The sequence below is a fragment of the Gordonia sp. Z-3 genome (genome assembly GCF_036233855.1).
In the GTDB taxonomy this organism is placed as follows: Bacteria; Actinomycetota; Actinomycetes; order Mycobacteriales; family Mycobacteriaceae; genus Gordonia; species Gordonia tangerina.
Genome location: NZ_JAZARS010000017.1, coordinates 43,936 through 70,241, shown reverse-complemented (window position 1 = coordinate 70,241; position 26,306 = coordinate 43,936). Strand labels below are relative to the sequence as shown.

Here is a 26,306-nt window from a genome sequence, read left to right as displayed (position 1 = left end):
TGATCAGAGCTCTGCGCTGCCCGCTCGACGCATCGGCCCACGCGGCGCCGGCGAGTGGCACCAACACGTGCTCAGCCATCCGTGTCATTGCAACCCGGGGCGGCGGTGGCCCGGAAGGAGCGCAGCGAGTTCGCCACGCGTGGTGGTCCCGGTCTTCGACATCGCCCGATACACGTGGCTCTCGACGGTGCGCACCGACAGGAACAGCCGCTCGGCGACCTCCCTGTTGGAGAACCCCGCACCGATCAGCATCACGATCTCTCGCTCACGATCGGTCAGCGGCAGATCCTCCGACGCTCGACGTGCCGCCGGCGTGCACGCACCCCCGCACTGCTCAGCCAGGCCGTCTGCGCGGGTCGAGGCGGCCAGCGCAGATCCCCGTTTGCCGTCCAGACGAAACACGAGTGCGGCGTGCGCGGCCGCATCGAGGGCGGCGACGAGATCACCCATCCCCTCGAACTGTGCCGACACCGACAGCAGGTCTGTGCCACTGGCGTCGCGCAGGGCCGAGGCGAACCGGGCCGCCACCCCCACCCGCGGACCCTCCACCACCGATTCCAGCGCACGCAATCTCGATGCGCTTGCCGTATCCCCGAATTGAGTGGCGGTCTGCCGGCACAGCACTTCGTCGGCGAACCGTCGCGCCGCTCTGGCACGGTCGGCCGCCGACAGCACCATGCTGACCGCCTCGCTGACCGCGCCCTGACCGGCCGCCACCCATGCGCGTGCGATGGCGTGCTCGTGGTCCAGCGAGCGAAACGCCCTGCGCACCTTCTGATGCGCGGCGAGTGCCGCAGCTGCCTCCGGCGTCTGTCCGCGGAGGGCGAGTGCGGTGATGTGCGCAATCCGATACCGGTATCCCCACCCCTGCGCATGCGCCACAGACAGACCGTCGGCTGCGGTCTGCAGCAACGAGCACGCCTGGTCGAGGCGGCCGGCGCCCAATGCCGCCCGACCCGCCACTGCGGAACCGAGAAGCTGTGCCGCGCCGCGCAGGTCGGTGGCCTGCGCACGGACGTGCTCGGCGACATCGAGTGCGCATCGGATCTCGCCGGCCAACAGCAGCGCGCTGACCTCCGCATCGGCGATGTTGAATTTCATCTGCGGGGCGTCGAGAGCCCGGGTCGCGGCGGCACGGCCGGCGTCGGCCACCGACACCGCCTCGGCGGTGCGGCCGGCGTCGGCGGCGATCTGCGTCAGCACCCACGACACTTCCGTCCCGGCAACCGGAAGTTCCTGCGGTACCAGGTTCTTCGCAGCGGCCACCGCCTCCTCCGGCCGATCCATCGCGAACCAATACACCGTGCGGAAGGCGTCGATGTAGTCGCGTGCGTCCGTGGCGATGGTGCCCGCCGCATCGTCGATGAGCTCCTTCGCCCGCTGCGGGTCCGACAGCGCCCACAACATGTTGCTCGACCGCAGGAACGCGCACCGGGCGCGGTCACGATCACAGAGGTCGACGGTGCTCATCGCGGCCAACACGTCCTCGGCGTCCTGACCGCGCCCCAACCACGACAACGCATGTCCCCGCACCAGATTCGATTCCGCTCCCACGCCGGCGTGATCGGCGGCCTGCGCGAGCCGATCCGCCAGCGACAGATCGGCGAGCCACACCGCGCCATAGGCGGCCCGCAGCAGCAGATCGGCGTCGGCCGGTAGATCCGAATCAAGACCCAACGCGGCCCGTCGCACCACCACGCGCAGGTCATCGCGGTCGCCCGACGCGGCCAGTTCGGCGGCCACGAGTCCCCGCAGCCGCCGCAGCCGCGTGCGGGCCGCGCGGTCGCGGCGCACCTGCCCGTAGAGCGGATGGGCCACACGCACCCCGATTCCGGTGCCCGGCGGCTCAAGCATGATCAGACCGCGCGTCTCTGCTTCCTCGACGGCGGCGGCATCGGTGATCCGAGTCAGGGCGCCCAGCTCAATCGGTTCGCCGACGGCGACCACGTCGACCACGTCGCCGACCGGCTCAGGCAGTGTCCCGATCCGCGATTCGATCAGGCCCACCAGGCTCGGCGGCAGACTCGGCTCGCCGGTCCACCGCCAGAACCCGTCACGCCGCACCATCGCCCCGGTGGCGACCTCGTGCTCGACGATGTTGCGCAGGTACAGCACATTGCCGCCGGTCAGCTGCCACAACCGACGGGTGACGTCGGCATCCACCGGCCCGGTCAGGGCGGCCGACAGCAGGTCGCGGGTGTCGTCGCAGGTCAGCAGCGCAAGGTCCAGACGGTCACAGCACCCGGCCGTCCATGCCTCCTGGATCGCGGCAGGGATGGGTGTGTCGTCGCGGGCGGTGAGCACCACCCTCACCCTTCCGCGCGCAACGATCTGGTGCACCACGAACGCCGACAGGTCATCGAGCAGGTGGACGTCATCGACACCAATCACCACGGGGCCGGTCCCCGACGCCCTCGCAGTGAGCGCCTCGATCACCCCTCGGATCAGTCAGGCCGTACTACGAGAAAGATGTGGCCTGGATTTGGTGTTCGTTTTCGAACACGGATAAGACCGGTGGCCAACCCGGTGCGCGTCAATGTGGCACGTCCACCTGCGAGTCCGATCGACTGTGCCTGCCATGCGTCTTTTCGCTGTGATCATTGCGCCACACCCCTCCGTCGTACGCAGACAAGATGCAGGTCAGGGGTCAAATGCAGTGGTCACACACTGAGTGGTTCACGCTGCACATCAGCGATGATTCATTTCCCGGAAGGTGGCGACTCATCCCCGCCGACCTGCTAACGGGGAAGGAGGTGACTCAGATGTCCTCAGTCATCGACATGTTCAGTGCCGCTGTCTTGGTTGTGGGTGGCCTCGCAGCGTTCCTGGCTATCGTAATCGGCGCGATGTTCCTGTGACCGTCTGGTGGCGTCGAGGGCTGGATAGCTGCGTTTCAGAACATTCGCGGCGGTCGCCCCGCACCGCTGCGCGCAAGTTCGGCGGCTCGCCCTCTCGCCAGCCGCCGACGCTTGGAGCTCTGCGCTGGGCCGCACCATTGAGGCGTCTGTTTCGGACCGGTGCGCTGACCACCGACGAGATCGGGCGGGTGCCCACGGCCCGTCGGTGAACGTTCCGCGGAACGTCTACCTCGTCAGCGTCCGTTCATGCCGTGGCCGGTATCCGCAGTCGCGAACATGTGGTGAAGCGGGTGGGTGCCATGAACGGCGAAGGTCTCGCGTCTGACCTGGTTTCACGGGCCGATTCCGCGGCGATCGGATACAGAAAACCAATAGTGAATTTTCGCTTTTTTCGATTTAGCCTGTGGGCTATGACCACTCTGCTGGAGCAGACAGTTCTTCCCGACACCGACGGCGGCGACGTGCAGCAACTCGACGCACTCCTTGCCGTACTCACCGCCGACCACTCGGTGATTGTGAGCGCTGGCGAGAGTTCTGCGCAGCTGCCCGAGGAGTTGCGACAGATCCTGACAACAGTGCTGTCCAACCTCATTCAGGGCACCGCAGTGACTGTTGAGCCGCACCGCACGCTGCTGACGACCCAAGAGGCCGCCGATATTCTCGGAATCACCCGGCCCACCCTCGTGCGGCTGCTGACCGACAACGAGATCCCCTACACCACTCCCGGTCGACATCGCCGCGTGCAACTCACCGACGTCCTGGCCTATCAACAACGCACGCGCACCCAACGCGCTAAGGCCCTCGCCGAACTCGCTGCCCCTGACCCCCGACCGACCGAGACCGACGGCTTCATCGCCACGCGCTGACACTCGTGGCCGCAACCTTCCGCGTCGTGCTCGACGCCTGGCTTGCCGGCTGAATCGGCGAACGTACCCCCGAACTCGTCTGAGCCGAATACGTCACCGACCGTGAGATGACAGATGGCCATACACTCGTCCTACTGTTGGTACTATGCCGATATGGCCAAGGATAAAGTGTCCATCACTCTCGACAGCGCGGTCTTGGCCACTGCCGACGCCGACGCGAAGGCAGCGGGTCTGAATCGGTCTGAGCTGATCGAACGCGCGTTGCGACATGAACATCTTCGGATTGCTCTCACGAATTACACGACGCACACAGTTCCGGCGCTGAACATCGACGACTATGCCGACATGATCCATCAGGCAAACAAGGCTGCCGGCTTGTGATCGCTCCCGGTGACATCGCGCCTCGCCGCGACACCGATAGCACGATATACGTTGTGGTGCTGTCGAATTCGATCCATATCGCGGCGGATACCGGACGTATCATCGTGTGCCCCTACATTCCCGGACCGGTCCCCGAAGGCACGATGGCCATGGTCGTCGCCGTCGGAAGACCCGAGGGGGTGGCACTTCCCGAACTGGTGCAATGGCTTCCGGTCACAGCCCTCGACGACCCGATCGGAAATATCGGCGCCGAGGCATTGCGCCAGGCCGTGGGACTGATGACTGCGTTAATCACGTAGCCTGTTGCCGGCTCGATTGACGCGCCAGAGTGAGAACACCGTCACCCGCACCGATCTCGGACCGGCTGGCTGAGTTCCGAACCGAGAACCGAGTTTCCAGCCTCGCGCCGACGTCAGTGATCTTGGCCGGCACTACGAATGCCGGTGCAGGAAATCAGCGATATCGCGCGCCACCCACTGTGTCCGTTCGAGCAGGACTAGGTGCCCGGTGTCCGGGTACACCGTCAGTTCGCTGCCGTCGATCGACCGGTGCAGCAGGTCCGCATCAAACCGCGGGAGCAGCGCCGCGATGCCCGACGCCCGGATTCACGTGCTCGACGGTCAGACACATATGGCGCATCTGGCGGCGCCCGAAGAGTTCGCCACGGCGGTGGTGGAGATCCTGCGGGATTGAGCGTGCCCCGTCGACGAGACAAACCCCACCGCGGCCGCCTGACCACCGGTGTCAGGCCCCGGATTCCCGTGGCGTACCCAGCCCGGCGTCCTCATGGAACCGCCGCAATTCCTCCTCGACCCGGCCACCGACTACCCGCTCCCGCTCGTCGGCTCCCTGGGGATGCACCCGGTCCAACATCTCGGTCATTAAGCGCTGCAACGCGTCCCGGTCGAGGTGATCGGCCTCGCGCAGCGCGGGTTCGATGCGGTCTTTGAGCTGCTCGGGCATCAGCTGAGTCAGTTGCCGCCGATGGTTGGTGCGGTGGGGTTCCCGGTCCGTCGGCGTCTGTTCGGGTTGTCCCCACGCCCCGGGGTGCAGGTAGCGGCCCTTCTCCTCGGCGGGCTTGTCGTCTTCGACGACGAGCCGGTTGGCGGTCGCCCACGGGTCCTTGCGTGTTCCGGTGACCTGCCAGCACACCTTCACCTTGGGCCGGTCGGTCTTGATGGTGAACTCGTTGTCGGTGACCTCGCGCGCCACGATCGCCTGAGCGAAGTCGCCGATGACGGTCAGCTGGTAGAGGACATCCTGGTTCAGGGCCTCGAAGTAGTCCGGCAGCCGGACCGCTGCTTCGCCGTTCTCGTCGGTGCTGACGGTGCCGCTGTACACGTTGAGCATGTCGGGACTCTCGACGAACGAGTGCCGCAGGTACTTGTTGGTCGGATCGGTCGGGTGGTCGATCTCGAATCCACCACCGGCCTTGGCGAGGAAGCCGGTGACGCGGACGCGGCCGAGGAACACCCCGGCGAAACCGGATGGGTTCTCGCCGACGACGCCGCCGGCGGCCGGGTCACGCGAGGTGGACACACCATGCACCCCGCCGCCTCGGCCCTCGCCACGCACCCCGAAGCCGGTGTAGCTGTGGCCTTCGACGCCATCGCCGAGAACGCTTTCGCCGAAGACACCGCTGCCCGGATCCTGCGAGAAGTGCAGGCCGAAGGTGCCGTAGCCCGACCCGGTGGTGACCCCGACGACACCACTGTTCGATTGGCTCTTGCCACGCACGCCGACGCCGTTGCTGCCGCGCCCTTCCACCCCGATCGAGGTGGAGCCGCCGAAGCTCTCCCCCTGCACCCCGAACGTGGCGCCACTGCCGCGCACGCCGCCACCGCGCACGCTCGACCCACGCACACCGGTGGCACTGCCGACGAAACCTGTCACTCCGTTGCCGCCGGCGGTGCTGGAACCGAAGACCCCGGACGACGATCCGACATCCTGCTGGAAGGTGACGACGAGTACGCCGGTCCCGAACTGGCTGCGGCCGAACACCCCGAGAGTGTCGACGCCGTGCCCTTCGACGCCGGCGTTGCCCGTCGGCGCGTTCTGCACTCCGGACGGCAGAACGCCACTGGTACCCAAAACGCCTGCCCCGCTGTCGGAGTCACCCCACACACCGCAGGGACCGGTGGGCGTCTGCCCACTGTTCGCCGGTTCGAACCCTTCTACGCGAGCCATGAGATCCTCCTCGATCGGCCGTGCGTCAGTTTTGTTAGGCATTCAAAAGTCTTTGCGCTGTTCGCCTTTGCGAAACAGGTCCGTATTCAAGGGTGGCATCGACACCGGCGGGTGTGAAGTAGTCCGATCGGTATACGGCGCTCGGCGCGTGCGAGCTGTCTGCACCGTAGGGTCGTCGGTCAGCCGTCGACCCGCTGCCAGATCTGCCACTGCGCCGCACCGAAGCTGTTCTCGTAGGGCCATTCCTCGACGAGTTCGTAGCGGTCGGACGCGTCGAGCAGCTCGGCGAGTTGCAGGTCCAGGTCCGCGGTCGGACCGTAGCGCAGCACGACGGCGTCGAAGTAACCGTCCCCGATCGCCGCCACGTACGCGGGCAGCCCGATCAGGGTGGCGCCCTGCGGATCGAAGTACTCGAAGTATGAGGTCCCGATCCACTGGTAGGGCTCGGTGACATCGCGCAGGTAGTAGCGCGGCACCTCGTGTTCCTCGACCAGGTAGCGTCCCGAGTCCGGCCGGACCATCGCGCGCAGCGTCGAGACGACCTCTGCGCTGTCGGGCCACTCGTGAAACTTGTGTGCCGACTGCGCTATTCCGTTCCACACCAGCCCGATGCAGAGTGCGGCGAGAATGCCGACCCGCCACGACGAGCGGGTGCGCAGCAGACTGATCAGCGCCACACCGGCCAGCGGCGCCGCGAACCACAGGCCGAAACCCACGTGCTTGTGCAGCGACTGCGTGGTCTGCGTGAGGATCTGGTTGACCGGTGCGGCCACTCCGGCCGCCAGCAGCATCCCCGCCAGCAGGATGCGCAGACGTCGCGGGGTGGTGTCGAGCGGGATCGGTGAGGTCGTGCGGCAGTACCCGATCGCCCCCGCAGCGGCGATCAGGAGCGCGAGGCCCACATAGGCTGCGCCGTCCAACGCCACGCCCCACCGGGTGTCGCCGCCCGGATCGCGATGCAGGGTGGTGGAGTAGATGCCGTCCCACAGGTGCGGCGCCGCGGCCAGGAACGCCGACGACCACGCGGCGACCAGACCGGTGACCGCCGCCGCGTGGGTGAATGCCGCGCGGCGGCCACGGTCGCGGGCCACCGCGATGGCCGACACCGCGATCGCTGCCGGGACATAGAGCACCAGGGCGTATTTGGTGAAGAGGGCCAGCACCAGGACGGGTGGCATGAGCACCAGCGCGGGCATCGTCGAGGTGGACCATCGCACGCCGATCCACACGGCGAGCGCCACCAGCAGCAGCGCGGCCGCGTCATGGGTGGCCAGGCGCCCGGTGACAAGGGTCGGTTCGGCCACCGCGAACACGAACGCGGCGCCGACCGCCACAGCGGGATCGAACAACCGGCGGGCGACCATGTAGAGCAGCACGGTGCTCGCCAGCGCACACATCAGCGACAACGCCCGCGCGGCCTCGAGGCCGCCGACGCCGTCGGCCACCGCTGCGGCCACCGGATACAGGAACGGCGCGCCGGAGAAGTAGCTCGGGTAGTCATCGTAGGTCGGTGTGCCGTGCAGCCACAGCGCCAGTACCCGATGGCCGGCGAACACATAGGTCGCCTCGTCCTGGAATGCCGAGTTCGACAGCCGCACCGTCAGGACGGCCTGCAGTACCAGGACACTCGCCAGGACTGCACCGGTCACTCGGCCGGTGACCTCCGCTGCTCGCTGCATCGTCGGCCATTGAATCACCCGGGTAGGCTGCGCGGCGCCACCGGCAGCTCAGCCTCGTGCGCTCACCGACGCTTGGAACGTCCCGAACGTCGAGCACTCTTGCCGGGGATCTTCCCGGCCGCTTCGCGTGCCGCCCGCTTGGCTGCCGCCTTCTCCCGCGCCGACCGCTTGGGCGCCTCCTCGGAGCGGCCCCGCGACGACGTCGCCTTGCGGCCACGCACGATGCCGATGAACTCGTCGGCGAGATCGGTGGTCGGCTGCGGCCACAACAGCCCCACCGTCGAGGTGGGGGCGTCGGTCACCGGGCGGTACAGCAGGTCCTTGCGATGATGCAGACGCGCCAACGACTGCGGCACCAACAGCACCCCGATCCCGGCGGCGACGAGTTCGATGGCATCGCCGGTGGTCTCCGGCCGGTGACTCACCGCCGAACCTGGGCGCTGCGTCACCGTCAATGGTTCGTCCAGCGGCCACAGCAGCTGTTCGTCGGCGAGATCGGCCAGCGTCATCTCGTCGCCTGCGGTCAGCACGTGGTCCTTGGGCACCACGACGACGGTGGTCTCCTCGTACAGGTCGATGCTGTGATGGGCGCCTGCGTCGCCGTGACCCAGGGCCTCGGGCAGACGGGTGATCGCCATCTGCACCCGCCCCTGCCCGATAGCGTCGGCACAGTCGGCGACGTCGAGGGCGACGAGTTCCAGCGACACATCGGGTCGTCGTTGCTCCCAGATCCGCACCCACTTGCCAGGCGTGACACCGGGGACGAACGCCAACCGGAACACCGGGGCGTCGTCGCTGGTGGTCGCGTCGGGTGTGGTCACGACCAGAGGCTACCGCGCGATATCCTCGGCCGATGAGCTCGCAATCGATGAAACCGGCCACCGCCGCCAAGAAGTTGGACGTGTACCTGCCGGCTACCCCGGCCGAGTTCCGCGAGCGACCCATCACCCGAGCCGAACTCGCCGAGTTGCAGGCCGACCCGCCGGAATGGCTGCGCACATTGCGCGCCGAGGGCCCACATCCGAAGAATCTGGTCGCCGCCAAACTCGGCATCTCCAACAGCGGACTGGTCCGCGGCGGGATCACCGAGGCGCTCACCACGGCGGAGATCGATGAGCTGCTCGCCGAGATGCCGGATTGGCTGGCCGCCGAGCGCGCTACTCAGCAAGAGGTTCGTCGCGAAGAACGACGGATCAAGTCGATGCATGCGGACAAGCGGCGGGCACAGGAGGAGGCGGACGCCGAGCCCGAGGCGTGACTCTGTGAGCCGGCCGGGACGCTGCCGAAGGGAGTCCGGGTTGCCCGATCAGGAGCCTGCGGGGGGTCGTCACGAAAGGCCCTTCGTGACACTCGGCTAACGCCTCGCTCCTCAGGGACCGGGGAGTCGACATCGCACACCCGTCGCCGTCGGATGCTGCGGATCTGGCTCGGCTGCGCAGTCGTCATCGTCGGACTCGTCGCGGCATCGATCGCCGTACCGCGACTGGCGCACCGCTACCCGTGTGACTCGGTGATCCCCTACGCCGCGGACATGGGGTTACGGCTGTCCGACACCGACAGGTGGTCTCCTGCGAACACCACGCGAGTTTCCCGGATTCGTCGGCGCGGCTGGTGGTGCGTACCGCATCACCGCAGACACGCACGGCGCTCCTGCAACGATCCAGCGTCAGCGAAGAGCTCGAGCGGACGATGATCAGTGAGAACGACGGCCCGTTCTATGAGGAGGTTCGCAGGCCGAACCTCGAACGGAGCAAGCAGGTGTACGTGTCCACGACGGGTGGTTACCAGCTCAGCATCAGCTATGACGACGGCATCGAGTCGGGACTGCTGCTCACGGTGTGGGCGATGGAGATGTGAGCGCACTGCGTTCGTCGGTGCGGCGCGAAGAACGCCGCATCAAGGCCCTGCACGCGGACAAGCGGCGGGTGCGGGAGGAAGGCGACGGGGAATAACTGATCGGACAACTGTCGTTGAGGGTGAGGCTTTCACTCCGGTCCCACTCCCCCGACCGGGACCGGTCGGGAAGCCACCAGGGCGCCCCGTCAGACCGACCCCCGACTGGTCTGGCGGGGCGCTTTTGTGTCTGGCGTTGGTCAGCTCGGGTCGATGGCATGTGAGTCCTCGGGTCCAGCACCCGGGCCCGACACCACCTCGGCGCCCCCACTGGGTAGCGACCTGACTCGGGCGAGGATACTCACCGCCTGACCGAGTCGATGCGGCGGAATACTCGCCGGATCGAAGCCGCAGCTGTCGTCGACGACGGTGACCGCGATGCCCTCGGCGGCGATGTGCAGTGCCACCGCACGGTCGGCGCCCTCGCCCGCGAAATGATGCTGTTGCGCAATACCTCTCCGGCAGCGGACTCGAGAACGTCGACCACGTCGACGGGCACACGCAGCGAGGCGGCGCCGTCGTCGATGGTGGGGTGACGACCCTGTTGGCTCACGTCGACAGCCAGGACCGCCGCACGCAACCGGGTGCGGACCGCTTCGGCGGACAGCATCGTGACTTCCACGGGTGGCGAATCCAGTGTCTCCAGGGTGAGTCTCGTCTGGCGGCGAACCATGTCGGTGTTCTCCTGCCTGGCGGCCGCCGGGAGGGTCGAGATGACCCAGTCGTGGAGCAGGCCGTCGACGTGACTGCGCTGGCTGCGTCGGGCATCGGCTCCGGCGGCAGCAGCGGCACCTGCCTAGCAAGTCGTTCTGTTGTTCAAGGCCAAGCAGCGGCGACCCAATGACGAGGCCGATTTTTCGCCGGGTGGTGCCTGAGCTGTGCTCTCATCAACGACAAGAGCTGTCGGCCTGGCTGTCTGTCACGGACCCATCCCGGATATCAGTGGCTCGATGAGTTGCTCACGTGATCCAGTGACCCGACAGCGCGCAGCCCGGTTCCAGAGGCCTGCCTACGTCCCCCGGCACCGTCTCGCGGAACGTGGCATAGGTCGACTCGATCGCCTTGACACAGCCGAGCATCGCCTCCCGATCACCCGGCTGACAATCGGGCTGCCACTGGTCCATCGCCAGCCGCATCAGCGCGCCGTACGTCGACATCACCACCCGCACGCGCAGATCCTCCTCGTCGAGGTCCATCCGCTCGGCCACCTTGCGCCGGATGGACTGCGTCTTCCACTGCCCCATCTCGCCACTACGCGCCCGGACCGCCAACGAGGTGGCGAGGTGGCGACGATCCGTTTCATCGTCATGAACTGCTCGAATAGCGGTGACGGCCGCGCCTCGTCGAGAGCGTCGTGGAACACCTGCAGGTGGCGCCCTCCTGGACGGGACGGAGACCAGAACCAGGATCGTCATCGACGGCCCTCCTACCGACACCGCCAAACGCCGGACCGGGACCATCCAGGAACGACCAACCCCAACCACTGCCAGCGCACACAGCCAAACGGAGGCGCCGTGACGGCCCCCCATTCCGCGACTGTCGACAGTCAACCTACCGAGAAGATACGAGCACCGTTATGTCCGACAGAATTCCTACCGTCTGGCTCAACGAACGGAAGCGCCCGGCCACTCAAACCGATCCGCCCAAGGGCTGGACTTTCAGCTCGCACCGGCGGCGACCGCAAACCGGTCACCGAAATTATCCTCGCAGTCACAGTCCCTCCCGTTGAGAAGACTGGCCGTGCAATCGTCACAGTGAACACGCTGTGAACTGCTACCCTCTTCTGACATGCGGAACGGTGACGAACAATCGACTGTCGTGCTATTTGTTCACGGTACAGGAACGCGCTCGGATGCCCATAATCGCAACGTTCGCAGCGTCCGAGAGGCTTTCGAAGAACACGATCTACCTGGAACCCTTCAATCACTCTACTGGGGACAACATCTCGGCGCTTCACTCGCTTTCGATGGATCGTCAATTCCCCGATTCGACGAGACAACGGATAGCAAGGGCTCGACTGATGAGAATAACCTTCGCCGGGAGGCTTATTGGGAAACCTTGGCTTGGGACCCCTTCCACCAGCTGCGCGCCCGACTGTCCGAGCCCGAACTACGAGTGCGAATAGGTGAAGAATCGCCGGGAGAGGGTAGCCTCCGGCGGGTCCTGGACTATGAACCATCTGCCGAGCTCAAAGCCACTGAGATTGGGTCCTTCATAGTCGAGGCAATTGACTTCGTCCGCCGGCCTACGACCTTTGCGTTGGCAGCCCGCAGGGTCGAATACAAGCCTCTTGTCGAGATATTCGCTCGGGCGGTCGTCGGACGGTCCTTGTACGACCTTATCGATCGGGGCATCTCGCTTCCCGCCCTAGATACTCGCCAGGAATATAGCGAAAAGATTATATCTGAACTCGACGCAAGTACGCTTGCGCCGTTAGAGTGGATAGCAGCCCCTTTCGTCACATATAAAATGCGCAATCGAGGCACCGTCACACGTAACGCGACTCCATTCATCGGAGACATTGCGAGATTCGTGAAAGACCCTCACCCATTTAGAGAATCACTTCATCACCGCCTCAATGAAATTGACTCTCCGAATGTCATTCTTATGGGACATTCATTGGGTGGAGTCATTGCGGTCGACCTCATGCTCAATTCGCCCAGCAACAAGGTGAGCGGAGTGATAACGGTCGGCTCTCAGCCCGGGATTCTCCGCGAATTTGGAGTTCTTGCTATCCAAGATGAACGCATCTTCGAAGACGTACCCTGGTTGAATATATACCATAGTCGAGACTATCTTTCATATCTCGCAGCGCCCATTTTCAGCGGAATGGTTGAGGACTTTAAGATATCAGACTGGCAACCATTCCCATCTTGCCACAGTTCCTACCTCAGGAAAGACCAGCGTGAAATGTGGGCACACATACGAGGATTCATTCAGAAGGCGACGACTTCGTGAGCACCGAAGGTGGCATCGCGATACTCGCAGTCGGAATCGACTTTCCTCCAAGCGAGGACGTCAGTATGACAAAGGGTCTCGCACGCAGGGCGCTTCGATTCGCACAAATCGCCCGTAATCATTCAGTTCCGAAAGACTCCATCATACTGATGATTCAGGGAACCGAGGAAGAAATTACCGAGGCTGATTCACTCGGCCGAGTCTTCGCGGCGACTGGCGAAGGATTCACCCGGAATGCCGTCCCAGCACTGCGCGCCAAGGCTATCGCTTGCGATCTCGCCGTTCTCTACTGGGCCGGACACGGGACTATGGGAAGGAACGATAGTCGCCTACTCTTGTTCGGAGGTTCGACAACACCGGTGAGTTGCATCTCCGAAGAGGAACTCATGTCTTTCGTTCTAGGAAAGGATGAATCTGGGCAGCTCTCCCCATTTAACCGCGTGATGCTCATTGCAGATGCATGTGCAAATCCAAGTCCCAGTGTCTCGAAATCCCAGGTCGAGGCCTACCAGTTCTTCGACCCCAAATGGAACCGATCTTCGATCTATGCGACTCAGTTAGGAATGAGGGCACACCAAAACAGCGGGTTCAGCGAACTTATCATGGACTGGCTCGAAAGTCGAGCTACCTTCGACTGGTGGGAACTCCGCCTCAGTGACGTGCGTGACTTATACGACGAGCTGGGTCGCCGAGGTTACGGCCAGCAGCCAGCGGCGGTCTACGCTGACGTCCGCGGCGAGAAGGAGAATCTATCACCAAATGCCATCAGACCGTTCGAAGTGGACGACCTACCTTCCGAATTGTTCTCCGCATACCACATTGACACCGCACCAAGGACTTCAGACCAGTTAACAATCCCGGTTTGCGAAAGATCGATCGTCCGCCTCGATGTCACGTTCTTCGCGCGAAGATCGCCCTTCCGAGCAATAGTCGTGAATAGCAGCCATGGACCGTCCTTCCCCCACGGGCTTCAGCGTACAGCTTCGTACTTAGGGGCCCTTGCAGAATCCTCGAATATCAGCGCGCAGGTTCGATGGTGGCGCGTTGAGGACGCAGACGCATTGACGCATCGGAACGCCGGCGACGATGATTCCGAGCTCACATCAAAGGCACGAAGCAGTAGACCGGCTCTTCCCGATCGAGCCAGCAAACCTTCAGCATTGAATGGGCTGCTGTTCTCGGTACAGATTGGGGATCTCGGCGCAGACTGGGGCAGCGTGTGGGCGCAACTTCAGACCATGTTCCCTGAAGACGCTATCGTGATAATTCTGTCGGCTGACACTACACTGTCGGCGGTTCATCACGCGCTCATCGCAGCACATGCGGGCATACAGCGACACATCGATGTCGAGGTCTACTGTCGGCCGGCGCCCTCTGCGTCGGCCGGGTTGTTGAGCGAATGGCGAGAAACCACTGACATTCTGGCTGCTCTGAAGAGTGAGATTGCGATCAGACGACGTGCTCTGCTCGGAGCGCAAGCCGGACCAACGGAGGCTGCCGTCTTCCCGACCCAGGTTCCGCCGAGACTTGCAGTAGAGCTCGTTGAATCCCTGAATACCGGCAAGACCAACCTCCACGAAGAGGCGTCGTTTCTCAGGAGGATCCGCGAGAATCTTCCCGAACTGTGGCCAGCCATTAACCATGCGTATGCAGCACTGCGATTTGCCCCAGGATGGGCCGAGGCGCTGACCGTCGCAGCCGATGTACAGGCCGACCTTGCAAGCTTTTTGCGGAGCGCTGTGAACCGCGACGACGAGATCCTCGAGGATTTCGATGTCATGAGTGGATGGCTGACGCAGTCGATTGTCGATCAAGTCGGTCTGGAAGTCTACCGGTTCCGCAGCGACCGTGCGGAGGACCAGAGCATCACAGCACTTTTCGACCGAGCATGGCAAGTATGGCGGCCACGAATGACGGCCGCGGCAAGAGAAGCAATGGAAGATCCCGATTCAACAGGTTGGAACTCACTGACGGGCAGCCAAATTGCGCTTCTGGTACGGCATGGGTTCAGTCCACCTGTAGACGGATGTACCGAAATCGTGCGCTGGGTGAAGGTGGCGAACTCATCAGCTGGCGTTGAGTTGTTGAAATTGATGGAACTTGAGGCGGGCGCTTTCGCGTCGGCTGTGTTCGACAGGCAAGCGGCACACATCGCCGACCCTGAACGAGAGAAGAGGCTGGCCGGCTTGCGCCACGCTGTACGTCCGAAGCACGGAAGGAATGTCTAATGTTGCTAACCGACTGGTTCTTTGCAGTAAACGCTCGCCTGCAGCCCCGGGAAACGAGTGCACTGTTGGAATCGCTTGCTGTGGTTCGGAATCCATCGGCGTCCGATGACATTCAACATGTCGCCGTGGAGCACATTACAGAGTGCGAGCAGCTCCAACGGGCCTATGCCCTTCCAGAACTCATCATGCTTCTCTTTTCAGAGGAGGCAGAGATCGGTACCGATCTCGAATCTTCAATTCGACGAATGATCGGTAAGACTGTGGGCGATTCGAGCCTCGCCAGAAAATTGACAGGACTGGTGTCTGCGAGTGCCACAGAGATGGCCGCACAGCTGAGGCGTGAGGTTGGTATCGGTCGCAACAAGTCCACCGCCACCCCATACCTCGAACTCGGCGATCTGGCACCCGAGGTACTCACGCTTGCGGTGATTCGGGAGGCAGCACGTCGCGGTAGTGAAGCGGTCGAGGGAATCACTAGAGGCGACAAGACTCTTCCCGTTTTCGACGCCGCGCGCAGTGGCTCGCTTGGACGACTTCCCTTTTCGCTCGCAATTGAGACCCTTGCATTGTGCGATGAGCCATTTGATTCTTGGCGACCTGAAGTCGCCAGCCAATGTGCAGGCCACTGGACGGCGTGGCTCGGTCAACCCGACCTCGTCGAACTGGTCGTTCGCCTGATCCCGCATGCAGATGGCGTCCGAGACCGGCTTCGTGACGCTATTACATTTGAGAGTCTAGCGCCGCTCGTCGGGCTAAACCCGGGAACACGTCCGCGCCCAGACGTAGCATGGCTTGGTTGTCGGGATCAGGACGCTCTAACTGTGGCCGTGATCTTATGGCAAGCGTCTCAGTGGTCCGCGAGTACATATGAGGATCCTGGAGAAGTCTTGCGCCAACTCAATCGCGTGTGGGGAGCACCCGAGGCGATGCCGCGCGATGCTGAGCTACCGATCTCGGAGAGATGCCACCCGGTGTCCGGGGTTCCCTCGTTTACCGAGACGCTAATTCGTCTGGCCGGACTGCGGTTTCCACGTTCAAAGATAGACGTTTCGGTCGTAGTTGGTGATCCAGAACACGCGGACGATTCCGTGCTTCGGTCACTTCACAGTCCATGGCTGGATCGGAACTCAGAGCGCGAGGATCAACGTGACCCCGCTGACAACTATCCGGATTCAGATAGTCCCAACTACCACCACGTCGACGACCATGTGGCAATACTTCGGATGCTGGCGTCGGTTGAGCCTCTTGACGTCCTTCTACGATACGCAGTCACCGCAGACGAAGGTGACGTCCCCGACTATCTGTGGCAACAGCTCCTCAACCTTGCGGGAGCATTCGGCAACCCGCGACTCCACTACCCTCTGAAAGCGATCAAGCGCGGGGACAGCAACTACGCGACAAAGTCGCCGTACGACCAGGTCGTTCTCAGCCTCGCCGAGTATGCGACAAGAGTGATCGACCGACTCGGGAAAGGTGAGGCGGCTCAGCAGATTCCCCCAGCCCTTGTTAACTTTCTGATCGAGAATGCTGGTCCGCGGGGTCGCGCCAACCGAAACGCCCTCGGAAGGCCTTGGAACAGGCAGGAAGAGCGACTGTTCGCGCAAGCCGCGCCACTCCTAGCCGCACGCTGGGCCAAAGAGTGCTTCTCTGGCTATGTGCGCAACGCTCCAGATTCCTCATCATCGTGGTTCGACGGTGGTGAACAGTCCGCGGCGGCCGTTCTCGTACGACTTTGTCTAGGGGATCTCTGGGACTATTTGGACCACTACTTGGAATCGGGAGCGGGCAGCCCGGTGGATGACGTGATGATGGAAGCCGCCTTGCTCGCTTCTGAAGCGTTCCCGGCGATACTGAACGAGTATGGCCGCACTTGGCAGTGGCGCGCGACGTATGAAGCTCTTGGCGCCGCTTCCCAATCTGCATCGCATCGAACTAGAAATACAACAAGGATTGGGTACGGCGCGCCACTGCTCGCGGGGCGCATCAGTCTATCTGAGTGGAAGGCATTGGGTGAACTAGACCTCGAGAGGTTAAAGGGGGGCGCCGACCTCTCGGTGTTGACTATTCGCACGCGCGAGTTGCTGGAGAATCGCGGAGTCAGCGTTGGCGACGAATGGGTAGAGGAATGGAAACGTTCGATCTCTCGAGTGAACAGTCCAAGCACGCTCGCGCGTGCGACACGTGCAGCACTAACCGACATCCTCGACGCCCCACCGCAGCCAGCTGCCGATGAGGTGCTCAGACTGCAGGAGATCGTTGTCGACGCGGTGATGGAATTCAGCAACAATACAATTCACTACCAAGCAGAAATTCTTGAACGGTTGGATCGCCGATATCAGATGGGCCAGGCTTCAAAGGAGAACCTCGAAGTCCGGTGGTTCGAAACCGCTGTACGCCAATTGCAGCGGACCAGAGGTGGCTCCGACGCCGGACCGTGGGCCCGACTTGGTTGGGTCGGGACGGCGGCGGTTCGAGAAGAACTTATCGAGCGCCTGGTCTGGACCATGTTGTCGAAAACTGTGCAGGCCACGCCTCTAGTTCGAGATCTGAATGGTGTCTGGCAAGACAGTCTGCATACCTCGCTACCCATTGTCACAGGCCACGACGCATCCGACGAAATGTTGTGCGGGCAATTCGGCGACCCTCGGAATGCATTGAGCTATCAGCGTAACGGTGACACACTTCGTGTCGGATGGAGGGGGAGGCTCCCAGATCACGATATGGCCGACAGATTCCTGCAAACCACGGATACCGATTGTGGCCCTTTTGCAGGAGTTGTCGCGTCGATTGAGACTGGAGAGGGCCCCGACCGATTCCTCGTCAACGCTGGCCTTGCCGACGCGTTGGATAGTCCTCGGATCGACGGAGTTGAAGTCGGCGACCTGGTGGCCCTTAGTCCCGGCAATGGAGTGACAGCCTCGCGTCCTGTGGTAGGCCCGCTTAATGAACATGAAATGGCTTCGGTCAGAATTGACGATGGAAACCTGACGGTCATTGTCAATGGCATAGAACAGCTACTCACGCTCGATGATCCGCAGATCAGCTTTTACTGGCACCCTGATATACTCGCACCCAGTGAAGGCGCCTCCCTGACGACTGAAGTCATACGCCACCCGGCAACCGGAACCTGGATACCCCAACCCAGACCATTCGCACAATTGATTGCAAATGAGTTCGGCGATGACGTCGTCCGAGCGGTTTCGGCAACTGTAGTCGACATATCTTATACCATCAAGCAACCACGAGTTTTCATCAGTACGCGGCCCGGTGCCACGTACGAAATTCAACGACGGTCTTGGTCACAAGGGTCGTGGGACCTGCTTCAGGACGCGCTCGACAAGCTACTCGATGAAAACATCAGTCCGAATGGCCTGCGTATAACGATTGGTCTGTCTGATGCAGGCATCAGTCCATCTGTTCAACTTGTCCGACCTTCACGCGGCGATGAAATCGGTGCGATCGATCAACGAAACATCCTTTGGCGAAGTATCTTCGGCTCAGGTCAGCTTGTGGACATCATTCGCGACGGCGAGACATGGTATGCAAGCCCTCAGATTCACGGAATGCCCGAACGAATAACCGTCGACCTGGGAGAGACGGTGATTCGCTCGGGCAAAACGCACGGGCGCGCGCGACTGACGCCAGGAGGCTGGAACCTCTGGCATCAACGACGTTCACGCGCTGCGATGCAGCTGGTAAAGACGCAATCGTTAAAAGCCAATGCGCGAGACCCTGAAGCTCTACATGAGATCGTGTCCATCTCGGTCGGCCAAACCCTGCGACTCTTTGAGTTGGCCGGAGACGTGGTCCGCGGCGAAGTTATGGGTGCTACAACTCGCGGGCTAGAAGTGGGAGTCGCACCCGAATCCCTCACCTTCGGGAGTGGGACACCGCAGCGGTCGAAGTACGCCAACCGCAAGGCCATCGTCACTGGCGTCGAAATCATCCGAGAGCGAAGCAATTCCGCAACACCCACCAACCTCGAAGTACCAGATGGCGTTGATGAACCGCTGACCGGCTGCGTCTACTCATACGGACTCGGCGACAACAGATGCGACATTTGGGTGGAGGTCAACGCCGAGCCGATTCTCTTATCGGTGCCACTGAGCGCATTCGACTACCTCCCGTCACGCGCCGGCGATCTCGTATCAGCACGGCGCAAAGGGGATGGATGGTTAATCTCCGCATCACAGCGAAAAATCCACCTACGCGCTCTTTGGGATGCCCGACGCTCCAAGAGCGAGCCCGTCGGTCTTGCTCTTGGCGATATTGACATACCAGGCCTGGGACTGGCCTCAGCCGTGGAAGATCCGATCCACCCGATCGTACACTGTTCCGAGCCGTCGAAGGCAGTTCGAAGTCTGTTGTTTGGAATCCGAATCGGTGACGGCATGGTCACCGAATTAGCACAAGGATTCGCGGGGACGCCTGGATACTCGAGGGTGTGCGCGAACTGCAATGGAGACGAACTGTACGGCGAGGCGAAACAAGGGGCGTTCGGACGCCGAAACCAAGGCTGGTCGGGCTCTTATCTAACCGCAACCGAGATACCCACAGAGTCGACAACCGGCGTATCAGTCGACCTCCACAGGGTTTTCCAGGCTGGGCGAACTGTTAGTACGACAAAAAGGCCAACAACCTCCGCAGCCGCCAAGTCTCCGAGAATGAGCCCCACAGCCGACGCTCCCACCCGGTGGGCGGCATACCAGGAATGGCTGAGATGCGGCACATCGGTTGTCACTGGTCGTTTCGACACAGAGCGCGGCAGGCCAAACGTGCTCGAACTCACCGATCTGATCCTCCCTGATTTCCCGCAGTCCCAACTCAGCTCCGCAGAACCAATCACGAGTATCCAATTCGAGCGGAACGGCGATCGCGCATGGCTCGACGAGAACTACGACCGGGAGATGATCCGAGCCAGAGTCAACTGGTCCGAGTCCCGAGGGTGGACTGCCTCATGCCGGGAAGCGCAACCACTTACTGTGGAGCTCTTCGAGCAGCACCTCCGAGAAATAGGGTTTGCCACACGGCGCGATAAGCTATCCTTTTCCTTACGATTTGCCGGCAAAGTCGGACAGAAAGAGTATCTGTTCGAATGGGGTTTCGGGTGGACGGTACTCGTGCCTAGCGATCGCCTAGTAGGCCAAAAGCCCACAACTCGGGGCAACTGGAAACCCTTCTTTGGTGACGAAATCAACAAATTCAAGTTCGAAACTCGCGAAGTGGGTGGAGAAAATCGACTCTGCATAATAGTGAATAATGCTGATGTTAGATGGAGCGTGGAAAAGACAGTATGGGATGAAGCGCGGAAGGGCATCTTGCAGCAGGTCACAGTTATCGTATATCCACGCTCAGGAAGAGTGATTGTAACAGGCACCAAAGTCCGCAAACGTGACGTCGACCGCACGGGTCAGCAACGCCATGAGCGATTCCGCAATGCGCAATTCGATTCGACGTCACAATCGCACATCAACGCGATGTTAACGTCTGACGAGAGAGCGAGTGATAGACCAGCCCAGTTCGATGTATATGCGAGAGTGGACAAGAAATTACATCCCAACAGTAACGGCGGGGTTAAACTCAATGTGATCACCAGCGCTGGCACGAAGAAGACCCCGACGCTCCAACCATACGAGTACGTCTTTATGATTGCTGGTCCGGTCGAGGAGAAAGTCGGCAGCGGAACCAGCAATGACTATGTCGTTACGTTCCAGCCAGCACAAAGAGTTCGCGGCTGGGGACCAGGCTGGCTGCTGGCTCGAGTCTTTCGCCGTCAGTTCTCCTTCCGAGAGAGCACCCTCCGGGTCGCCCATCGTGAAAATCCAGATGCCTTTGTTGGAACACCAATGCTAGTGCAGCTGATACAGGAAACCGACGTGGAGGGCGTCTGGACCGGAAAACTGACTAGCGCGCCCTTCAGGCAGGATCGATACGTGCGACGTTGGCTCTCGACAATTGAAGAAGCCCATGTAACAGTCGGTAGTTCCAACAAGGAAAAGAACCAGGTATCGATCGAAATCATGCCTGGTGTCTTGTTTTCGCTGACGCTACGCAAAGACGCCAGGATTCCCCGCTACTCCTCCATCTCCACTCTGCGAATGAGGGGAAACGAATACGAACTCGAGCAAGTAGTCGAATCGAATCAAGCGTTTGTCCCTGATTCCGGGAGGCCCGCTATAGTCTTCCCCAAAGACGACACACTCCGAAACGCCGGGAACAACGGCCACGATGGTATGACGATTGCCGGGCTCCCTTCGATCACTGTCTCGGATGAAGCTCTTGCTAGATACTTCTCCTATCGCAAACACCCGAGATTCGCGATTCTGGCCTTCGAAAGGAAATCAAGACGCCTAACCCTTTCGACGAATCCTCGCGTCAATGCGGGAGCACTTCGTGTGCAGGAAAGATCCCGATCACCGATCGTATGGACCGCACCGAATTCAGCCAGATACTCAAGAGGAACTCGGTTCGAATGGTCCCAGATGACTTTCTTGGACGGAGCAACGGATGACGTCATACAGCATCTGCGAAGGGGAGAATGGAGATACCATGACCGTACGACAGGATATTGGCGGCGTGACCGGAAGAATCTCGTCGTTGAAACTCTAAGCGAGAAGGTTACCGCCGACGAAGGGCCACTGTTCTTCACCACCGATTGGCGTCTGCGCTACAAGGCAGAAGAACTCACTCAGTTCGGGTTTCCCGCAACAGAGATCATGGAGAATGGCCTACCCGGGGCGCAAGACCGCAGCGCATGCTATCCCGTCGCGGGGTCGACACGGACCGCACTCTGGATAGAGCTATCTCCGGGCCGGGTGGTAAAGATCCCGACCAATCTGCTGTACTCATCTGAATCGGGTCGTCCAAACTTACGATCGATGTTAACCGAAGTTTTTGCAGCAGGGGACATAGTCGAGCTCCGTCGCCAACGTGACTTTGACGGGAGCATACCCTTCTTTGCCCTAATGAGCTGGAATCCTGGACCCCGCGCATACTTCCAAGACGCTTATGTTCTAGTTCCGCTGCGAAAGAAGTGCAAAGGTGGCGGTCTTGAACTCGGCGAGACCCCTTGGCGGCTCACGTATCCGACCGTCTACAAGCGTGATGACCTTTCAGTGCCCGGGCACGGCTGGTTGACACCTGACAATAGTCTGGAACCTCTGGGGATGCACACGGTGACAGTGGGAGATGTCGCATTTCTGCTCTACGACGAAGAAGCCGGAAGATTTGCCATCGACGGATTACCCGACGTAGAAGTCTATCTTGATCAGAACTGGAATGCCGCCGACATGTGGCTGCGGATTCTTCTCGAGTCTCAAGACACTAGATCGTCGACGCTGATGGCTCTTGGAGGAAGTTGCCCGGTGCGGATATCGCAGGTCTCCAACGGAGCGAAGAGTTGTCAGCTGCGGGTAGTGTCCACCGGATTCAGTATCCAGAAGCCGCCGACAGGTGCGCTGGTGTCGGCCCAGGTGCTTGGGTTGGTTGACTCACATCGCGCACTCGCCCGTTCCGGGGGCATGCTGTTCCTTTCCGACATTGATGATCTCGTCGCCAACCTCCCCGTCACCGGAAGAGCAGCGGCTGTAGCCGAACTCAATCGGACCGCGACCGCGCTGTGGCTTGAATGGGACGGCGAAAAATGGCGATCTTCCGACATGACCGCCCGCGACAGTGTCGAGGCGGATGTGGTTACTAATGCTGGCTCTGAACCCGGAATTCTCGTTCGCGAACGCAAGTCGTCAGCCCTGTTGTGGGTCGACTTGGACCAGTGCGGTCTTACTTTCGGAGCCAAGAGTGGTTCGATAGCCTCAGCACTGCGGATGCTAGGACGTCCACTGGTGTTGTCGCGTACAGATCCTGACGGTCGATTTTCGGCCGTAAACGGGGTGGGCTTGGCGCACGTCCGCCAGCAAATTGAGAGTTCGGATACTGTATCGGTTTGCCCGCTCGTGCAGGTCCTTAGCGACTCGGTTCACTACACTTACATCGCATCAGTTCACCCCAGCAATCTTCTTGTCGAGTTGCGAACAGAGGAGAAACTCGACAATAACGATCCGATCCGCGCTGAAGTAATTTCTAACCGCCCAAATTCCGTGATCGCCGTACCCGCAGGGACCGCAAGGAGCGAGATCGACCTTCCAGCCTGGATAATTCCGGCATTGAGGCAATCGCGAGTCAAATTGGGATTGCGGCATAGCAATTTTAGAGTTTTAGCAGAAAAGAGAGTCGCGGGCTACACCAGAGGCGCGAGAGATGGCCTCGAGATTAACTCCAATTCCTCGGACGTTGACGCAGACATTACGGCTGCGTACGCCTCATTCCGAAGAGGCGAGGCCACAGAAGAGAATCGTGAACACATAATCCGCGCTGTCAGTCGGTGGCTAGACGAGCGTTGTCGGCCACTGCTTGTCGGAGACATTACCGCCACCAAAGACGATATCGATGGAGTTCCGATGTTGTCTGCAGTGTTGCTGACTAGCGAACTTGCGCAGAGCGGGGTCATCTCGTCTGCGATGCTGGCTCAGATCTCGGTGCACAATACATACGTTTGCGGTCTGCTCGCCGCCGGATCGATGCACACAGAGGTTTTGCTCAAGTCCTGGCTCCTCGCGCCAGATATCGAAACTCGTGAGGGTCAGTGGCTTCGTCTCAATAATCTAATTCTATGGGGTCGACGCGCCGGAGGACGAAACGCAGATGAGGAGAGGCATAACGGAACCCTAAATTCGCGTCAACGTGAGGAGGTATCGACTCTGTGTGAAGGAATTTTGGCTCGACGTCACAGAATAGATGACCCTGCGCTTATCGAAGCCACTTTAGCTCTGCAATATTGCGTGATGCAATCCGAGTCCTTGGACCTAGTGTGGCCGGTCTTCGGCACCACCATATGCGCACAACTCGCGGCACTAGGACGTGGTATGACTCCAGGGCACGATATCGCGGTAAGTCAACCGCACCTCTATCCCGGCCAGATACGTGAGCTCAAGGTGCTTCTGGACAGAATGCTTCAAGCCGGTATACCGATTACGCTAAGCGCGCGCAACATGCCTATGTTGCCAGACCGCACACGGAAGTGGGCAATAGATGCTCTAGGTGCCGTCTTAGAGGACCTCCACGGCTGCGCATAATTCCGGGGGTCTGTCGCTGATTCGGTGTCAGTGGTTTTGAAGGCTCTTCAAGGTTGAGCGGTCAGTGCCTGGTCAGCGGGCCGGCGTGTCGATGAACGTACGGCGCCCCTGGTCTCCGGAAATCTGGATGTTGCGAAGCATTCAAGATTTCGGTGAGGGAGTACCAGGGGCATGGTCGATGCTACGTCGTCGTTGTTGTTGGGTTTGGAAGGACTCGAGGTTGCCGCGGTGTCGCGGTGGGACGGGACTCGGGTGGTCGATGTGGTGACCGCCGATCCTGCCGCCGCGCGGTGCCCGGGCTGTCGGACGATCTCGACGTCGGTGAAAGATCACGCGGTCACCCGGCCGCGCGATATCCGCTACGGTGACGATCCAATTCTATTGCGATGGAACAAGACACGCTACCGGTGCGTGAACCCGGGCTGCGAACGTGCCACTGGCAGGTCCCCGATAACCGGTCCAGTCCGTTCTAGAGCCAGTTCCTACTTGCAGTTGATCAGTCGATCTCGCAACCCACGGGGTGATGCCGGTGGGTGCAGCCAGCAGCGTACTCGACCGGGGTGCGGTAGCCCAGTGCCGAGTGGCGGTGTCGGTGGTTGTGGTCGTCTTTGAAGTCGCCGATGACCACGCGGGCCTCGAGCAGGGTGGGCCAGCAGTTGCGGTTCAAACACTCGTCGCGCAGCCGGTTGTTGAACGACTCGATGAACCCGTTGCTCCACGGCGTGCCGGGCGGAATGTAGGAGATGCCCACCGACCCTGCACAAAACGCTTGGAGGGCCTCTGAGATGAACTCAGGGCCGTAATCCATGCGCAGCACCATGGGTGGGCCACCCCAGATCGCGAACGTCTTCTCCAACTCCTCGATCAACCGGTCGGAGGTGATCGAGCGGTCCACAATGTTCAGCAACGACATCCGGGTGTACTCATCAACCATCGACGCAATCTTGATCTTGTGCCCGTCGACGGTGGAATCGAACTGAAAGTCCAATGCCCACACCACCTTCGGTGCGTCCGCGGCCACGATCGGCACCGACGATTGGCCTGCGCGTTTGCGGCGCGGTGTGCGGCGCACCTGCAGTCCTTCTTCCTTCCACAGCCGGTGCACCTTCTTCTTGTTCACGGTGTCGCCCTTCGTCGAACCGCAGCCACGCCCAGGCCCGGCGGAGCCCGTGGCGCGGGTTCTGACGGGCGTAGGTGCGTAGCTGCTCGCGCAGTCCGGCGTCAGGGTCGGCCGGGGTCTGTGCCTGCGGTAGTTGGCGGTAGGCTGAGCGGGCAAGCCCAACAACCTTGCACGCCTTGCGTTCTGACATTTTCATCACGTCTTCGAGCATTCGATCGCGGCGCGTTTGGCGGTCGGGCTCAGAATTTTCCCTTCGCGATCTCCCGCAGCGCGTCCTTCTCCAACTCGGCATCGGCCAGCAGCCGCTTGAGTCGGCCGTTCTGCTCACGCAGCTCCTTGAGCTCCTTGGCGGCATCGGTGTCCATGCCGCCGTACTGGCGGCGCCAGTTGTACAGGGTGGCTGCCGACACCTCCAGGTCGGCGGCGATCTCCTCGCCTGTCTTGCCCTGCGCGGCCAACTCGTCGGCTCGGCGCAGCTTGCGCACGATGTCCTCAGCCGAGTGACGCTTGCGTCCTGCCATGATCCTCATCGTCCCTTCTCTGCCCCTACCAGGGCAATCAGGACTCTAAAACAGACCGGACCGGATCACGGGGAACACGCCATGACCTTCTTGCCATCTACGGTCGAGTCGAACTGAAAGTCCAATGCCCACACCACCTTCGGTGCGTCCGCAGCCACGATCGGCACCGACGATTGGCCGGCCCGTTTGCGGCGCGGCGCTCGGCGCACCTGCAGTCCTTCTTCCTTCCACAGCCGGTGCACCTTCTTCTTGTTCACGGTGTCACCTTTCGTCGAACCGCAGCCATGCCCAAGCTCGCCGGAACCCGTGGCGCGGGTTCTGGCGGGCGTAGGTGCGTAGCTGCTCGCGCAGGCAGGCATCCGGGTCGACCGGAGTCTGCGCTCGCGGTAGTTGGCGGTAGGCTGAGCGGGCAAGCCCAACCACCTTGCACGCCTTGCGTTCTGACATGTTCATCACGTCTTTGAGCATGTCGATCGCGGCGCGT

17 protein-coding genes and 1 pseudogene are annotated in these 26,306 nt (G+C 61.6%); 10 read left to right on the top strand and 8 right to left on the bottom strand.

Annotated features, from left to right (window positions below; genetic code table 11):
* Nucleotides 1-84: 84 nt before the first annotated feature.
* Nucleotides 85-2,394 (bottom strand): helix-turn-helix transcriptional regulator, encoded by a 2,310-nt coding sequence (locus VX037_RS18810; RefSeq protein WP_328715371.1) that lies wholly within the window; start codon nucleotides 2,392-2,394, stop codon nucleotides 85-87.
* 874 nt (nucleotides 2,395-3,268) lie between these two features.
* Here VX037_RS18810 and VX037_RS18805 point away from each other — a divergent pair.
* From VX037_RS18805 to VX037_RS18790, 4 genes are all read left to right on the top strand, one after another.
* Nucleotides 3,269-3,724, top strand: a complete 456-nt coding sequence (locus VX037_RS18805) for a helix-turn-helix domain-containing protein (protein ID WP_328715369.1) — start codon at nucleotides 3,269-3,271, stop codon at nucleotides 3,722-3,724.
* 153 nt (nucleotides 3,725-3,877) lie between these two features.
* Entirely contained in the window at nucleotides 3,878-4,105 is a 228-nt protein-coding gene (locus VX037_RS18800; protein ID WP_160900404.1) for a ribbon-helix-helix protein, CopG family, read from the top strand.
* Nucleotides 4,102-4,404 carry a toxin gene (locus VX037_RS18795; RefSeq protein WP_328715367.1) on the top strand — a complete coding sequence of 101 codons (303 nt, stop codon included), beginning with the start codon at nucleotides 4,102-4,104 and terminating at the stop codon, nucleotides 4,402-4,404. Before VX037_RS18800 ends, VX037_RS18795 begins: the two co-directional genes overlap by 4 nt.
* A gap of 208 nt (nucleotides 4,405-4,612) precedes the next feature.
* The gene (locus VX037_RS18790; protein WP_328715365.1) at nucleotides 4,613-4,798 is read left to right on the top strand and encodes an alpha/beta fold hydrolase; all 186 of its coding nucleotides are present in this window, start codon (nucleotides 4,613-4,615) and stop codon (nucleotides 4,796-4,798) included.
* A gap of 51 nt (nucleotides 4,799-4,849) precedes the next feature.
* Here VX037_RS18790 and VX037_RS18785 read toward each other — a convergent pair whose 3' ends face one another.
* The 3 genes from VX037_RS18785 to VX037_RS18775 form a co-directional block, all read right to left on the bottom strand.
* Nucleotides 4,850-6,292, bottom strand: coding sequence for a hypothetical protein (locus tag VX037_RS18785; protein WP_328715363.1), 1,443 nt, complete (start codon nucleotides 6,290-6,292; stop codon nucleotides 4,850-4,852).
* A gap of 179 nt (nucleotides 6,293-6,471) precedes the next feature.
* Nucleotides 6,472-7,971, bottom strand: a complete 1,500-nt coding sequence (locus VX037_RS18780; RefSeq protein WP_328715361.1) for an ArnT family glycosyltransferase — start codon at nucleotides 7,969-7,971, stop codon at nucleotides 6,472-6,474.
* 62 nt (nucleotides 7,972-8,033) lie between these two features.
* Nucleotides 8,034-8,798 (bottom strand): LysR family substrate-binding domain-containing protein, encoded by a 765-nt coding sequence (locus VX037_RS18775; RefSeq protein ID WP_442903709.1) that lies wholly within the window; start codon nucleotides 8,796-8,798, stop codon nucleotides 8,034-8,036.
* Between the two features lie 41 nt (nucleotides 8,799-8,839).
* Here VX037_RS18775 and VX037_RS18770 point away from each other — a divergent pair, with 41 nt between their 5' ends.
* Both VX037_RS18770 and VX037_RS18765 read left to right on the top strand, forming a co-directional pair.
* Nucleotides 8,840-9,229, top strand: coding sequence for a DUF5997 family protein (locus VX037_RS18770; RefSeq protein WP_328715455.1), 390 nt, complete (start codon nucleotides 8,840-8,842; stop codon nucleotides 9,227-9,229).
* A gap of 302 nt (nucleotides 9,230-9,531) precedes the next feature.
* The gene (locus VX037_RS18765; RefSeq protein WP_328715357.1) at nucleotides 9,532-9,828 is read left to right on the top strand and encodes a hypothetical protein; all 297 of its coding nucleotides are present in this window, start codon (nucleotides 9,532-9,534) and stop codon (nucleotides 9,826-9,828) included.
* Between the two features lie 236 nt (nucleotides 9,829-10,064).
* On the opposite strand, the gene VX037_RS18760 is transcribed toward VX037_RS18765, so the two are convergent.
* Both VX037_RS18760 and VX037_RS18755 read right to left on the bottom strand, forming a co-directional pair.
* On the bottom strand, nucleotides 10,065-10,271 hold the full coding sequence (locus VX037_RS18760; RefSeq protein WP_328715354.1) for a hypothetical protein: 207 nt from the start codon (nucleotides 10,269-10,271) through the stop codon (nucleotides 10,065-10,067).
* 552 nt (nucleotides 10,272-10,823) lie between these two features.
* Nucleotides 10,824-11,060: a hypothetical protein gene (locus tag VX037_RS18755; protein WP_328715351.1), complete on the bottom strand. Its 237-nt coding sequence runs from the start codon at nucleotides 11,058-11,060 to the stop codon at nucleotides 10,824-10,826.
* A 592-nt stretch (nucleotides 11,061-11,652) separates the two neighbouring features.
* On the opposite strand from VX037_RS18755, the gene VX037_RS18750 reads away from it, so the two are divergent.
* The 4 genes from VX037_RS18750 (at nucleotide 11,653) to VX037_RS23750 (ending at nucleotide 24,793) form a co-directional block, all read left to right on the top strand.
* Entirely contained in the window at nucleotides 11,653-12,822 is a 1,170-nt protein-coding gene (locus tag VX037_RS18750; protein ID WP_328715349.1) for a hypothetical protein, read from the top strand.
* Nucleotides 12,819-15,050 (top strand): hypothetical protein, encoded by a 2,232-nt coding sequence (locus tag VX037_RS18745; RefSeq protein WP_328715347.1) that lies wholly within the window; start codon nucleotides 12,819-12,821, stop codon nucleotides 15,048-15,050. The genes VX037_RS18750 and VX037_RS18745 overlap by 4 nt, the downstream gene beginning before the upstream one ends.
* Nucleotides 15,050-24,181 (top strand): hypothetical protein, encoded by a 9,132-nt coding sequence (locus VX037_RS18740; RefSeq protein ID WP_328715345.1) that lies wholly within the window; start codon nucleotides 15,050-15,052, stop codon nucleotides 24,179-24,181. Before VX037_RS18745 ends, VX037_RS18740 begins: the two co-directional genes overlap by 1 nt.
* 171 nt (nucleotides 24,182-24,352) lie before the next feature.
* Entirely contained in the window at nucleotides 24,353-24,793 is a 441-nt protein-coding gene (locus VX037_RS23750; RefSeq protein ID WP_442903702.1) for a transposase family protein, read from the top strand.
* Here VX037_RS23750 and VX037_RS18735 read toward each other — a convergent pair.
* Nucleotides 24,678-25,825 (bottom strand): annotated as a pseudogene (locus tag VX037_RS18735) (IS3 family transposase). The gene VX037_RS23750 and the pseudogene VX037_RS18735 sit on opposite strands and share 116 nt — an antisense overlap.
* Before the next feature lie 62 nt (nucleotides 25,826-25,887).
* The gene (locus tag VX037_RS18730) at nucleotides 25,888-26,079 is read right to left on the bottom strand and encodes a hypothetical protein (RefSeq protein ID WP_328715343.1); all 192 of its coding nucleotides are present in this window, start codon (nucleotides 26,077-26,079) and stop codon (nucleotides 25,888-25,890) included.
* Nucleotides 26,080-26,306: the final 227 nt, after the last annotated feature.